Origin of the sequence: Mycetocola spongiae, from assembly GCF_020424085.1 — a bacterium.
GTDB lineage: Bacteria > Actinomycetota > Actinomycetes > Actinomycetales > Microbacteriaceae > Mycetocola > Mycetocola spongiae.
The window spans coordinates 2,184,326-2,197,180 of the sequence record NZ_CP080203.1 but is presented as its reverse complement, the minus strand read 5'-3'; the positions used below and the strand labels follow the sequence as shown (position 1 = coordinate 2,197,180).

The 12,855-nt window shown below is 66.6% G+C and carries 12 protein-coding genes; 3 read left to right on the top strand and 9 right to left on the bottom strand.

The genetic code is table 11. The features are described 5' to 3' along the window. Positions 1 to 308 precede the first annotated feature (308 nt). Genes KXZ72_RS09980 through KXZ72_RS09965 form a run of 4 tightly spaced genes read right to left on the bottom strand, consistent with a single transcriptional unit; the run spans position 309 to position 4,897 of the window. A complete protein-coding gene (locus KXZ72_RS09980) occupies positions 309 to 1,634 on the bottom strand; it encodes a dihydrolipoamide acetyltransferase family protein (protein ID WP_226080731.1) in 1,326 nt (441 codons plus the stop codon). Between the two features lie 19 nt (positions 1,635 to 1,653). Continuing rightward, positions 1,654 to 2,637, bottom strand: a complete 984-nt coding sequence (locus KXZ72_RS09975; protein WP_226080730.1) for an alpha-ketoacid dehydrogenase subunit beta — start codon at positions 2,635 to 2,637, stop codon at positions 1,654 to 1,656. Next, entirely contained in the window at positions 2,634 to 3,788 is a 1,155-nt protein-coding gene (locus tag KXZ72_RS09970) for a thiamine pyrophosphate-dependent dehydrogenase E1 component subunit alpha (protein WP_226080729.1), read from the bottom strand. Before KXZ72_RS09970 ends, KXZ72_RS09975 begins: the two co-directional genes overlap by 4 nt. Positions 3,789 to 3,793: 5 nt before the next feature. After that, on the bottom strand, positions 3,794 to 4,897 hold the full coding sequence (locus KXZ72_RS09965; protein WP_226080728.1) for a histidinol-phosphate transaminase: 1,104 nt from the start codon (positions 4,895 to 4,897) through the stop codon (positions 3,794 to 3,796). Between the two features lie 78 nt (positions 4,898 to 4,975). Between KXZ72_RS09965 and KXZ72_RS09960 the strand changes: the two genes are divergently transcribed. From KXZ72_RS09960 to purB, 3 genes are read left to right on the top strand one after another with little or no spacing between them, the layout of a single operon-like run. Next, complete coding sequence (locus KXZ72_RS09960; protein WP_226080727.1) at positions 4,976 to 5,371, top strand: phage holin family protein; 396 nt, start codon at positions 4,976 to 4,978, stop codon at positions 5,369 to 5,371. Positions 5,372 to 5,396: 25 nt separating this feature from the next. After that, positions 5,397 to 5,930 (top strand): low molecular weight protein-tyrosine-phosphatase, encoded by a 534-nt coding sequence (locus KXZ72_RS09955; RefSeq protein ID WP_226080726.1) that lies wholly within the window; start codon positions 5,397 to 5,399, stop codon positions 5,928 to 5,930. Next, positions 5,927 to 7,309 (top strand): adenylosuccinate lyase, encoded by a 1,383-nt coding sequence (gene purB / locus KXZ72_RS09950; RefSeq protein WP_226080724.1) that lies wholly within the window; start codon positions 5,927 to 5,929, stop codon positions 7,307 to 7,309. The genes KXZ72_RS09955 and purB overlap by 4 nt, the downstream gene beginning before the upstream one ends. A gap of 135 nt (positions 7,310 to 7,444) precedes the next feature. Here the strand turns inward: purB and KXZ72_RS09945 are convergent, their stop codons facing one another. The 5 genes from KXZ72_RS09945 to KXZ72_RS09925 form a co-directional block, all read right to left on the bottom strand. Next, complete coding sequence (locus KXZ72_RS09945) at positions 7,445 to 7,726, bottom strand: hypothetical protein (protein WP_226080723.1); 282 nt, start codon at positions 7,724 to 7,726, stop codon at positions 7,445 to 7,447. Positions 7,727 to 7,732: 6 nt separating this feature from the next. Beyond that, complete coding sequence (locus KXZ72_RS09940; protein ID WP_226080721.1) at positions 7,733 to 8,404, bottom strand: DUF308 domain-containing protein; 672 nt, start codon at positions 8,402 to 8,404, stop codon at positions 7,733 to 7,735. A gap of 41 nt (positions 8,405 to 8,445) precedes the next feature. Beyond that, a complete protein-coding gene (locus KXZ72_RS09935) occupies positions 8,446 to 9,792 on the bottom strand; it encodes a hypothetical protein (protein WP_226080719.1) in 1,347 nt (448 codons plus the stop codon). Positions 9,793 to 9,922: 130 nt separating this feature from the next. Further along, the gene (gene dnaB, locus KXZ72_RS09930) at positions 9,923 to 11,296 is read right to left on the bottom strand and encodes a replicative DNA helicase (RefSeq protein ID WP_226080718.1); all 1,374 of its coding nucleotides are present in this window, start codon (positions 11,294 to 11,296) and stop codon (positions 9,923 to 9,925) included. 569 nt (positions 11,297 to 11,865) lie between these two features. Then, a complete protein-coding gene (locus KXZ72_RS09925; RefSeq protein WP_226080717.1) occupies positions 11,866 to 12,705 on the bottom strand; it encodes a siderophore-interacting protein in 840 nt (279 codons plus the stop codon). Positions 12,706 to 12,855 lie beyond the last annotated feature (150 nt).

Genomic DNA, 12,855 nt, shown 5'->3' with positions numbered 1-12,855 from the left:
AAACCACTCGCTCGCGGGCTAGTTTTTGGACCCTAAGGCCTCCACCACGCTAACAAGGTGCCCGGAAATGCACCAACCCTCGGCCCCGGAATCCCGGGCGTTTATGCGGTATGTGCGAATGTTTTACCCGGGTAAAGGGCAGATCAGCACGGGAAAGGGCGCGTGTTACTTGATCGTTACGTAAAACCCGTGTTGCACCCCGCCACCGGGGGCCATTACGGACCGATTGCGGCCCCAAAAACCAGCGGCCCGGACCCGCGATCTCCGAGGAAATCGTGGGTCCGGGCCGGGCCATTAAGAGGTGCAGATTAGTCGAGCAGCAGCGCCGGCTCCTCGATGATCGAGGCCACATCGGCGATGAATCGCGACACCACATCGCCGTCCACCACGCGGTGGTCAAAGGAGCCACCGATCGTGGTAACAAACCGCGGGCGCACCTCGCCATCCACGACCCAGGGCTTCTGCTTAATCGTGCCCAGCGCCACGATGCCCACCTCGCCCGGATTCAGAATCGGGGTGCCGGTATCCATCCCGAATACACCGATATTGGTGATCGTGATGGTGCCGTCCTTCATCTCCGCGGGCGAGGTCTTGCCATCGCGCGCGGTGAGCGTGAGGTTCTCCAGGGCCTTGGCCAGCTCCAGGAGCGTCATCGACTGCGCCTCCTTCACATTCGGCACAATCAGCCCCCGCGGGGTCGCGGCGGCCACACCGAGGTTCACATAATGACGCACCGTGATCTCCTCCTCGGTCCACGTGGCGTTAACCATCGGGTTGCGGCGCACGGCCCAGATCATGGCCTTGGCCATGATCAACAGCGGGGATACCTTGACCCCGGCAAAATCGGGGGAGGCCTTCAGACGCTTCACAAACTCCATCGTGCGGGTGGCATCCACGTCCACAAAAACGCTCACATGCGGGGCCGTGAAATAGCTCGTGACCATGGCCTGCGCGATGGCCTTGCGCATGCCCTTCACGGGAATGCGCTCCTCGCGCTCGGGGGCCCACGCGGGCGTCTCGATATTGCGGAAGACGCTGGCCTGACCCGCGGAACGGATCACATCCTCGCGCGTGATCTCCCCGGCCAGGCCCGTGCTCTCCACCTCGGCGAGGTTCACACCCAGGTCCTTGGCAAGCTTGCGGATCGGCGGCTTCGCGATGATCGGCAGGGCCTGCGAGGCGGGCACCGACTGCGGGCGCTGCGGCCGCACGACCGGCGCGGCGGGACGGCCGCGGCGGCGCGAGCTCACCGCTCCCGCGGTGCCATAGCCCACCAGCACGGCCCCGCCACCGGCGGAGTCCTCGGGCTCGGCAATCGTGTCCTGGGTATCCCGCGCGGCCTGCGCGGCCTCGGCGCTGAGCGCGGGGGCCGCGGGGGTCTCGGCGGCGGCCCGGCCATCGCCGATGGTCACGATGATGGTGCCCACGTCCACGGTCTCACCCTCGGGGACCAAAATCTCCGAGACGGTACCCGCAAACGGGGAGGGCAGTTCCACGAGGGATTTGGCCGTCTCGATTTCCACGAGGGTCTGATTGACCTCCACGGTATCGCCCGGTGCCACCTTCCACGAGACGATTTCGGCCTCGGTCAGGCCCTCGCCCACGTCCGGGAGGGGGAAGCGCTGTTCGCTCATGATGTCTCCTTGATCGGTACTAATAGGCCAGGGCGCGGTCAACCGCATCGAGGATGCGGTCGGCGTCCGGCAGGTAGAGGCCCTCGAGCTTAGCCGGGGGGAACGGCGTATCAAATCCGGAGACCCGGAGCACCGGGGCCTCGAGCGAATAGAACGCCTTCTCGGCCACGGTTGCGGCGATCTCGGAGCCGATCGAGGCCTCGCCCGGGGCCTCCTGGGCCACGATCACGCGGCCGGTCTTGCGGGCACTCTCCAGAATGGGCGCATAGTCGATCGGCGAGAGGCTGCGCAGGTCGATGACCTCGGCGCTCACGCCCTCCGCCTCGGCGAGCGCCGCGGCCTGCAGCAGCACCGAGACCATTGCGCCGTGACCGACGAGGGTCACATCGGTTCCGCTCCGGGCCACACCCGCTGCATGCAGAGGCAGCACGGGGGAGTCCAGGTTTACCTCACCCTTATGCCAGTAGCGGCTCTTGGGCTCAAAAAACAGCACGGGGTCGTTGCTGAGCACGGCCTCCTGGATCATCCAATAGGCGTCATTGGGCGTGGACGGGCTGATCACGCGCAGGCCCGCGGTATGCGCAAAATAGGCCTCGGGGCTCTCCTGGTGGTGCTCGATTGCGCCGATATGTCCGCCATAGGGCACGCGGATCACCACGGGCATGGCCTGGGCCCCCTCGTGGCGATTGGTCATCTTGGCCAGCTGGGACACGATCTGGTCAAAGCCCGGATAGATGAAGCCGTCAAACTGGATCTCGCATACGGGGCGGAAGCCGCGCATCGCGAGCCCGATCGCGGTACCGATGATCGCGGATTCGGCGAGCGGGGTATCCATGACCCGGCGCTCACCAAACTCGGCCTGAAGCCCCTCGGTCACGCGGAAGACGCCGCCGAGCGGGCCGATGTCCTCGCCCATCAGCAGGACGCGGGGGTCCTCGCCGAGGGCGGCGCGCAGGCCCGCGTTAATGGCCTTGGCCATGGGCATGGTCACGATATTGCTCATCGGGTCTCCTCGGCTTCTCCGGCGGCGTTCATGCCTGCCTCATACTCGGTGAGCCACGCGAGCTGCTCCTCCATCTGGGGGTGCGGATCGGTATAAACGTGCTCGAAGATTTTCTCGACTGCGGGATCGGCGATCTCCAGGGTGCGGCGACGGATATCGGCGGCCAGATCGCGCGCCTCCTCCTCGGCCCCGGTGAATACGGATTCCTCGGCCCCGCGCGCGCGCAGATACTTCTCAAACCGGATGATCGGATCCCGGGCGACCCAGGAGGCGAGTTCCTCCTCGCTGCGATATTTGGTGGGGTCATCGCTGGTGGTATGGGCTCCCACGCGATAGGTGAGGGCCTCGATGAAGCGGGGGCCGCCGCCCGCGCGCGCGGCGTCGAGCCGATCGGCGCTCACGGCATAGCTTGCCAGGACGTCGTTGCCGTCGATCTGGATGCTGTTGATGCCAAAGCCCTCGCCGCGGCGGAACAGCGGCGTGCGCGACTGGATGCTCACGGGCACGGAGATGGCCCAGTGGTTATTCTGCAGGAAAAATACCTGCGGGGTCTGATAGCTCGCGGCGAAGACCAGGGCCTCGTTCACGTCGCCCTCGGAGCTGGAGCCATCGCCGAAATACACCATCGTGGCCTGATCGGTCTCGGGGTTGCCGGTGCCGGTGGCCCCGTCCAGGACCTGGCCCATCGCATAGCCCGTGGCGTGCAGGGTCTGCGAGCCGAGCACCAGCGTATAGAGGTGGAAATTGCCGTTTTTGGGGTCGTTGGGATTCCAGCCGCCGTGGGTCACCCCGCGCATCAGGCGGATGATGTCCAGCGGGTCGATTCCGCGGATCATCCCCACCACGTGCTCCCGATAGGACGGGAAGATATGGTCCTGCGGGCGGGCGGCGCGGGCCGAGCCCACCTGGGCGGCCTCCTGCCCGTGGCTCGGCGGGTAGAGGGCCATCTCGCCCTGGCGCTGCAGGTTGGTGGCCTCGCGGTCAAACGCGCGCACGGACACCATGTCCCGATAGAAACGGGCGTGATCGGCGTCGCTCAGGGCGTCGAGGCGGGCCAGGAAGGGCTCGGCGGCGGCATTGGGCGCAAACGTGCCGTCCGCCTGGAGAATTCGGACGGGCTCGTGCTCGGCCGGCTGGTTCTGCTGGTTCATGGGTATTACCTCGCCTTGGCGGGATGGAGGGCGGGAAGAAGATTCAGGATGGCATCGGCGGCGTCCAGAATGGGGGTGAGCGATTCGCGTTCGCCGATACTGATGCGCACGCCATCACCCGAGAAGGGGCGGGCCACGAGGCCGGCGTCCCAGAGAATCTGTGCGGCCGCGTCGGTGTATTCGCCCGTGGCCAGCCAGATGAAATTGGAGCCGCTCACGGGGATATTCCAGCCGCGTTCGCCGAGCCCTGACAGCAGCTCCTCGCGGCGCGATACCAGCTCGGAGACGCGCTCAAAGAGCTCCTCCTCGAGCTCCAGCGAGGCGATAGCGGCGGCCTGGGCCACCCCGGTCACCGAGAGCGGGATTGCGGTGGCGCGCGCGGCGTCGAGGATGGCCTCGGGGCCCGTGGCCCAGCCCACGCGCAGCCCCGCGAGGCCATAGGCCTTGGAGAAAGTGCGCAGGATCACGAGGTTGGGATAGCGGCCCACGAGGTCGCGGCCGTTAACCGCCTCGGGGTCCACCACAAACTCGGCATAGGCCTCGTCCAGGAGCACAAGCAGGTCCGCGGGGACCTCGGCCATGAACGCCTCAAACTCGGCGCGGGTCACGGTCACCCCGGTGGGGTTATTGGGGCTGCATACGATCACCACGCGGGTTGCGGGGGTGATCGCCGCGGCCAGGGCCGGGAGGTCGTGCCCACCATCGGCGCGGTTGGGCACGGGAACGCTGCGCGCCCCGGCCACGGTCACCAGCGTGGGATAGGCCTCGAAGGACCGCCACGAGTACACCACGTCATCGCCCGGGCCGGCGGCGGCCGTGATGAACTGCAGGAGCAGCGCCACCGACCCCGAGCCCACGATGATCTCCTCGGCTCGCACGCCGAGGCGCTGCCCGAGGGCCACCCGCAGGGCGCCCGCGGTGGCATCGGGATAGCGGTTAAAACCGAGTTCGGCGGTGACCGCCGCGGCCACTCCGGGAAGCGGCGGGAACGGATTCTCGTTGCTGGAAAGCTTAAATGCCTCCGCGCTGGCGGGCTTGCCCTGGCGATATACCGGCGAGGCCAGGATCTCCGGGCGCAGCCTCACGGCGCTTTTCTGTACGTTGTCCACCACCAAAGTCTATTGATCTGCCGATTCCCGCGCGCGTATGTAGTGCGACTCGCCGCAAGAACTGCAATAGTTGGTCCTATGGGAAAGTTTCTTCTCCGAATTATCATCAACGCCGTGGCCATCTGGCTCACGACGCTGCTCGTGTCGGGCATCAGCGTGCGCCCCTATGCCGATGACTCCTGGGGCCCCATCGCGCTGAGCTATCTGGCCGTGGCGCTGGTCTTTGCCCTGGTGAATGCGATCCTCGGCACGCTCATCCGCATCGTTGCCTTCCCCCTGTACATCATCACGCTGGGCCTGATCTCCTTCCTTGTGAACGGCGCCCTGCTGATGATTGTTGCCTCGATCACGCAGAGCTTCGGCTGGGGCCTGAGCGTGGAAAATATCTGGTGGGCCATCCTCGGCGCCATCGTCATCTCGATTATTAACTCCATCCTGGGCTCGATCCTGCGCCCGCAGCTGAACCGCCGCTAGGCGTACCGGTGCGAGGACGCGGAAAATGATGCCGATAGCTGCCCCGAGCGACGCCCCCGCGCAACCATTTGCCGTGACCTTTGTCTGCTCGGGAAATATCTGCCGTTCCCCGATGGCCGAGCTGATTTTCCGCCGCCTCGCCGCGGCCGCGGGCCTTGAACACGCTCTCCATATCTCCTCCTCGGCCACGGGGGACTGGCACGTGGGTGAGCGCGCCGATTCGCGCACCGTGGACTCGCTCGCGCGGCACGGGCTGGACGGCAGCGCCCATCGCGCCCGCAAATTTCAGCCCGAACACTTCCGGGAATTTGATCTGGTGGTGGCCCTGGATCGCAGCCATGACCGCGTCCTGCGCGCCTGGGCACCCGGCCCGGAGGACGCGGATAAGGTCGCGCTGCTGCTGAGTTTTGATCCCGCGCAGGCCCATCTGGCCGATGTGCCCGACCCGTATTATGCCGACGATGCGGTATTTGACGCCGTATTCGGCATGATTGAGGGGGCATGCATTCAACTTTTCCGCCAAATACAACCCGCGATTCAACAGGGAGCTCCTCGATGACCTCACTTCCCACCCAGCCGCTCAGTCCCCTCGACGGCCGCTACCAGGCCGCCGTGAGCGGCCTCGGCGAGTACCTCAGCGAGGCCGGCCTGAACCGTGCCCGCGTCCAGGTGGAGGTCGAGTGGCTGATCGCCCTGACCGGCCGTAGTGCCTTCGGGTCCTCCCCGCTGACCGAGGAGGCGACCACCGCCCTGCGCGCGCTCTATACCGAGTTTGGCCAGGCCGATATCGACTGGCTGGCCGAGAAGGAGGCCGTGACCCGGCACGATGTGAAGGCCGTGGAATACCTCGTCCGGCACCGCCTCTCGGAGCTGGGCCTGGACGCCATCGCCGAGCTCACCCACTTCGCGTGCACCAGCGAGGACATCAACAACCTCTCCTATGCGCTCACGGTCTCGGCCGCCGTGCAGGAGGTCTGGCTGCCCGGCCTGCGCCGCGTGATCGATATCCTGCGCGAGCTCGCCCATACCCACCGCGCCGCCCCGATGCTCTCGCATACCCACGGCCAGCCCGCCACGCCCAGCACGATGGGCCGCGAGCTTGCGGTGACCGCATGGCGCCTGGAGCGCATCGTCGCCCAGATCCAGGACACCGAGTACCTCGGTAAGTTCTCGGGGGCCACGGGCACGTTCTCGGCCCATGTGGTGGCCGAGCCCGGCGCCGATTGGCCCGCGCTGTCCAAGGAGTTTGTGGAGGGCCTGGGGCTCACCTGGAACCCGCTGACCACCCAGATCGAATCCCACGACTGGCAGGCCGAGGTCTACGGCAAGATGTCCCATGCCAACCGCGTGCTGCACAACCTGGCCACGGATATCTGGACCTATATTTCGATGGGCTATTTCACGCAGATCCCGCAGGCCGGCGCCACCGGCTCCTCCACGATGCCGCATAAGATCAACCCGATCCGCTTCGAAAACGCCGAGGCCAACCTGGAGCTCTCGAGCGCGATCCTGGACTCGCTGGCCGCCACGCTGGTCACCAGCCGGATGCAGCGCGACCTCACCGATTCCAGCGCTCAGCGCAATATCGGCGTGGGCTTTGGCCACTCGCTGCTGGCGCTGGATAACCTCGCGCGCGGTCTGCGCGAGATCTCGCTGAACGAGCAGGCCCTGCTGGACGATCTGAACGCCAACTGGGAGATCCTGGGCGAGGCCATCCAGACCGTGATCCGGGCCGAGGTGGCCGCGGGTCGCTCCACGATCGAGGACCCCTATGCGCTGCTCAAGGAGCTCACGCGCGGCAAGCGCATCGGCCAGGCCGACCTGATCGAGTTTGTGGAGAAGCTTGATATCGGTGCCGAGGCCAAGGCCCGCCTGCTGGCGCTCACTCCCGCCACCTATGTGGGGCTGTCCGCGGAGCTTGTGGACTACCTGCCCTAGGCGCATAAAAAGTGGCCACCCGGGATTCCCGGGTGGCCACTTTTTTATTAACACCCCGCCTGGGGATAACCGCCTAAAGAAGTGTCCACATGTGGATAACTTTGGGGATAACCCTGTGTAGAGGTGTGGAAACTCCTAGCGCTTGGGCTTCTGATCCTGCTCGCGGATATCCGTAACCTCGAGGTCATCGGGCTTCACGGCGAGCGAGAACATCGCCAACCCGATCACGCCCACGATAAAGGCGATGCCGGCAAGAATGGCCGAGAGCATCGGATCCCGCGAGGACATCAGGGCGATCAGCCCGGCAAATACCGCAAAGATGAGCGCCATCACAAGCAGCTCGGCGGGGCGCAGAATCTCGCGCCGGGTGGGCTTGCGGGTGCCCTCGGGCAGGCCGTTTTCCGCTGAATCCTTCATAAAAACCTATACACCTTCCGTGACGCGATCCGCCGTTTTGGCGGTGCCGGCCCAGCGCAGGGACAGGCCGGCGATGCCCTGGAATACCGCGGAGATCGCGGCATAGGCACCAAAAAGACCCACGCCCATGATGGACGCGGTGAGCACTCCCGGCGGGACCTTGCCGTCGCCACCATAGGGGTGGTTAAACTCGGGACGAACCAGGACAAAAACCAGGGCGAGCAGCAGCGTGAGGCCACCGATCGTGAGCCAATCGCGGGCGCCCTCCACCCGGCCGCGAGCGCGCAATCCGCTCACCAATTCCAGCACACCGCTGAGCAGGGCCCAGGCGATGACCAGGCCCAGATAGGCCACGAGGCGCGCATCCGGGAGCGTGGCGGCGAGGATCAGTGCCGCGGCACCCAGCACCACGCCCACGATTCCCTGCAATCGGAACAGCCCGCCGGAGATCACGCGCGGCAGTGCCCGGCCCGAGAAAATCAGGAGGACCAGGCCCTCCAGCACGGCAAAGCCACCAAAGGTATAGAGGCCAAAGAGTGCGGAGTGGTCGCTCGAGAAGGTGATGACAAGGGCCACCACCGCGGCCACGATCGCGCGGGCGATCGGGAGGGTCCAGGAGCTGCGGGGAAGTACGGGTGCGACGGCGCCGGGGGGCGCGGCATCGACGGGTGTGGCCACGATAGTGCCTCTTTCGCAGGAAATTGATTATCCCGCCCAGTCTACGCCAGGGTGGTCGCGCCCGCTTCGGCCGGGGGGCGCTGGATAAACTCCGCGATGATCAACAGCAAGAGTGCACCCAGGATGGTGCCGATCACCAGCCCGGGGGTGAGCGGGCGAATCAGCAGGATCGCGCAGCCCGCGGCCACCCCGATCAGCGCGCGCAGTGCGTGCCGCACCCGATATACCCGCTCCCCGAAGGCCCCCGTGGACAGCCCAAATTTCTCGCCCAGGGTGCGTGCGGCCCGGCATACCGCGGAGCCCAGGCCGCGCAGGCGCACAGCCACGCTGCCGGGTCCGGAGAACCAGGCGGAGACGGCCACCGCCACGGCCAGTACCGCTATCGCGGTGGCGAGGCTGAGGGTGAAGCGGGTCAGCGCGTCATATACCAGCTCCGCAACCTCGCGCGAACCGAGGCTCTGCGCGAGGCCCGGGACCACGAGGCCGCGCGCGATGCCTAGGCCGACCACGGTCAGGATCAGCACACCCGCGAGCAGGCCCGAGGCCCAGATCAGCCCGGCCCGGCGGCGCGGGGCAAGGAGAATGCCGCCGCCGAGGATCAGCAGGGCCAGGAGCGGCAGCCACGCCCCCACTCCCACCGCGAGCGCATAGAGCGGCTGGGCCCGCAGTATCTCCTCGGACTGCGCGATTACGATTATGCGATCCAGCTCCGGGATGGCCGCGGCCACCGAGAATCCCTGGCCGATAAGCGCGGTCTTGACGGCCGCGATGACCGGGGCCAGCTCGATCCCCACCGCGCCATCGGCCCCGATATTCACAAGCGTCCCGGAATCGCCGCGCAGCGTTCCCGTGATTTGTGCGTGGGTGCGGGACAGCACTGCGGAGGACAGGGACGTAAACTGCTCGGAATCAAGATAGCCAGCGACGGTGCGCTCGATCATCGTATGCAGTCCCTGCGTGGCCGCGCCGCGAAGTGCGCCGAGTGCGGCCGCGGAGCGCGGCGGAACCCCCAGCCCCTCCAGCCCATCAAAGGCCTGCTCGGTGAGGCCAGGGATATCCACGGCGGCGGAGATTGCCACGGTCACCTCGGCGGCAATACGCTCCTGCACCGCGCTCTCGCGCAGCAGCGGCTCAAAGGTCGCGATGAAGGAATCGGTATTATCCAGCTGCTGGCCCGCCCAGTGGGCCAGGATGGACACGGGCGCCAGGAGCGCGCCGATTGTGATCAGAACACCCGCAGCGAGGGCTCGGCCGCGCCCCGTGCGGGGCCGCGGGGGCCGCTCCCGCTCGGCCCGCAGGCGCGCGTTCTCCGCGCGCAGATCGTTCACGAGGGCGCTCAGCTCCGCCTCGCCGGTGGCCGGGGGAGTGCCGGGGGTTCTTTGAGTCACGCTGGCCGCCAGTCTGCGGGGAGGGTCGCGTCGAACGCGCGACTCCGCCTCCCCATATAGCGGATGTTATCTAGCGCGGGGAGCGCGTGTCAAAGATATTCACCCACCCGGCCTCGCGACCGGGCGCACGCTACATGGCCGGGGCGAGATCCGCGAAGCGCGAATAGTGGCCGTGGAAGGCCACCGTGACGGTGCGGGTGGGGCCGTTACGGTGCTTGGCCACGATCAGATCGGCCTCGCCCGCGCGCGGGTTGTCTTTTTCGTAGGCGCTCTCGCGGTGCAACAGGATGACCATATCGGCGTCCTGCTCAAGCGAACCCGACTCTCGCAGGTCCGAGATGGCGGGCATCTTATCGGCGCGCTGCTCGGGACCACGGTTCAGCTGGGACAGGGCGATCACGGGAACCTGAAGCTCCTTGGCCATGAGCTTCAGCGAACGCGAGAACTCCGACACCTCCTGCTGACGGCTTTCCACACGCTTACCCGAGGTCATCAGCTGCAGATAGTCGATGACCACCAGCTGCAGGCCCACGCGCTGCTTGAGCCGGCGGCACTTGGCCCGAATCTCCACGAGGGTCATATTGGGGCTGTCGTCGATATAGAGCGGGGCGTCGTTAATCTTGCCGCGGGTGGCGGCAATTTTGGTCCAGTCGCGCTGATCCACCGTGCCCTTACGCATGCTCTGCAGCGGCACCGAGGCCTCGGCGGCCATGAGGCGCATCGCGATCTCGGAGCGGCCCATTTCCAGGGAGAAGAAGATGGAGGGCATATCGTTGCCGATGGACGCGGCGCGCGCGAAGTCGAGGGCCAGCGTGGACTTACCGAGGGCCGGACGCGCGGCCACGATGATGAGCTGGCCGGGGTGGAAACCGTTGGTGAGCTCGTCCATCTCGATGAAGCCGGTGGGCACGCCGGTCATCATGCCGTCCTTGCCCGCGGCGGCCTCGATCTCGTCGATTGCGGCACCCAGGGCATCGGTCAGCGGCACGTAGTCTTCGGTGTCCACATTGCCGTTGACGGCATAGATCTCGGCCTGCGCGTTATTTACGAGGTCAAGCACCTCGCCCTCGCCCTGATAGCCCATCTGGACGATGCGGGTGCCGGCCTCCACGAGGCGGCGCAGCAGGGCGCGCTCGGCCACGATGCTTGCGTAATAGCCGGCGTTGGCGGCGGTGGGCACGAGGCTCGTGAGGCTGTGCAGATAGTCGGCGCCGCCCGCGCGCGAGAGCTCACCCTGCTTGATGAGCTCATCGGTGACGGCGATGACATCGGTGGGCTCGCCGTGGGAATAGAGCGAGAGGACCGCGTCGAAGATGATCTCGTGCTTGGGGATATAAAAATCGACCGCGCGCACGGACTCCACCACATCGGCCACGGCGTCCTTGGACAGCAGCATGCCGCCGAGCGCCGATTGCTCGGCCAGGAGGTCATGCGGAGGGGTGCGCTCGTGACGGGCACCCTCGTTGAGAGAGGGATCTGACAGGCCCAGGTCCGCGATCGACACCGTATTTACCTCCGCTTTCACCGCGAATAACCCCGGCGGGAGCCGGCGGAAACTCGCCCGTGGATAGTTCAACATGAACCACCGACACGTTGCGCCGGGAGGGGCCCGACGGGACCCTCGATATGACGCCTCCCCCACGCTACGGGAGCGCATTACGGATTGACAAATGTGCCTGTGGATAACTCTGTGAGTAATCTGCGGGAAACGCCGCGCTGCATGTGCACAACCTGTGGAAACTACTGTGGAATAATAATAATTTTTGATCGCAATATAACGGATGACCAGCTGTTTTAGTGTCCACAACCGGTGGTGTGGAAAACTCTTTAGAGCGGCAGTTGAATGTTGACAACTCAGGGTGTGCCTGTGTACAGATCCGGGGTTGACCGGCGGCCCCGCGGGGGTGTACCTTGCGCACTCGATGGCTCCGCGGGCGGCCGCCACATAGCGGGCGCCCCGGGGTCACGCGCGAGGACGGGGCCCGGGTCCGGCGGGTCCGGCGGGTCCGGCGGGTCCGGCGGCGGCCGAGGGCCACGCGGGCCGCCCGGGGCCCGCCGCGCGGGACCCGGCGCCTACCGCTCCCCGCGAGGCGCGCGCCAATAACCACAGAACATCAGATCCGAACGCGCCACCCCGGCGGCCACCCAGGATCGGCGCAGTTCCACCGCGAGCGACTGTTCGCCCGCCACCCAGCCATAGAAGGGCTCCACGGCGCTCGGGAGGTCGCGGGCGGCCGCGAGGGCCAGCGCGCCGGGGCGATCGCCCAGATCCGCGCGCGGGAGCCAGTGCACACGCACCCCGCGGGGGTGGGCGAGGCGCTGCTGATCGGCCTCCTCAGGCACCTCGATCAGCGCGTGGCCCGTGGCTTGTGCGGGCAGCGACGCCAGGATTCCGGCGATCGCGGGCAGGGCCGTCTCGTCCCCCACGAGCCGCACCGCCGTGCGCCCGGGGAGTGGATTAAACCCGATCCCCTCGTCCAGGAGGGCCACCACGTCCCCCGGCTCGCAGGCCAGGGCCCATGAGGCCGCGGGCCCCGCTGTGCCCGCGGCGGCATCGCCGTGCAGGACAAAATCCACGTCGAGCTCGGGGCCCTCCGGACCGGACTCCCGATACGCGCGCACCGAATAATTGCGCAGCACGGGCCGGGTGGCCTTCGCGAGGGTGAGATAGCGCGCATAGGCCAGCATGTTAAGCCGCTTCGGCAGCCGCGCGAGGCCGGAATCCTCGGCCACCGGGATAAAAAGCCGGAACCACTGATCAAACCCCATATATTCGAAGCGGCCAATATCGCCGCGGCCGAGCGTGACCCGCATGAAATGGGGGGACAGCCGCGTGCGCCGCAGCACGTGCAGGGTCATCAGTTCGGCGGCCTCGGGCTTAATGCGGGTGGCGGCCAGATTGGTTTTGGTCATGGGAGCGTACCTTTTCCGCGCGTGGTCTTGCGGTGGATACCCACCCGCGCTCCCTCTAGTTTAGGTAACCCTAACCTTGCCTGGCTACCCGTTTCTATCGCATACCCGACAGCACGGCAAAACGGCGCCGACCCCTCCCGAGGGAGGAAT

Coding starts and splice junctions, on each gene's coding strand:
- KXZ72_RS09980 (WP_226080731.1), bottom strand. CDS start 1,634: ATGAGCGAACAGCGCTTCCCCCTCCCGGACGTGGGCGAGGGCCTGACC.
- KXZ72_RS09975 (WP_226080730.1), bottom strand. CDS start 2,637: ATGAGCAATATCGTGACCATGCCCATGGCCAAGGCCATTAACGCGGGC.
- KXZ72_RS09970 (WP_226080729.1), bottom strand. CDS start 3,788: ATGAACCAGCAGAACCAGCCGGCCGAGCACGAGCCCGTCCGAATTCTC.
- KXZ72_RS09960 (WP_226080727.1), top strand. CDS start 4,976: ATGGGAAAGTTTCTTCTCCGAATTATCATCAACGCCGTGGCCATCTGG.
- KXZ72_RS09955 (WP_226080726.1), top strand. CDS start 5,397: ATGATGCCGATAGCTGCCCCGAGCGACGCCCCCGCGCAACCATTTGCC.
- purB (WP_226080724.1), top strand. CDS start 5,927: ATGACCTCACTTCCCACCCAGCCGCTCAGTCCCCTCGACGGCCGCTAC.
- KXZ72_RS09945 (WP_226080723.1), bottom strand. CDS start 7,726: ATGAAGGATTCAGCGGAAAACGGCCTGCCCGAGGGCACCCGCAAGCCC.
- KXZ72_RS09925 (WP_226080717.1), bottom strand. CDS start 12,705: ATGACCAAAACCAATCTGGCCGCCACCCGCATTAAGCCCGAGGCCGCC.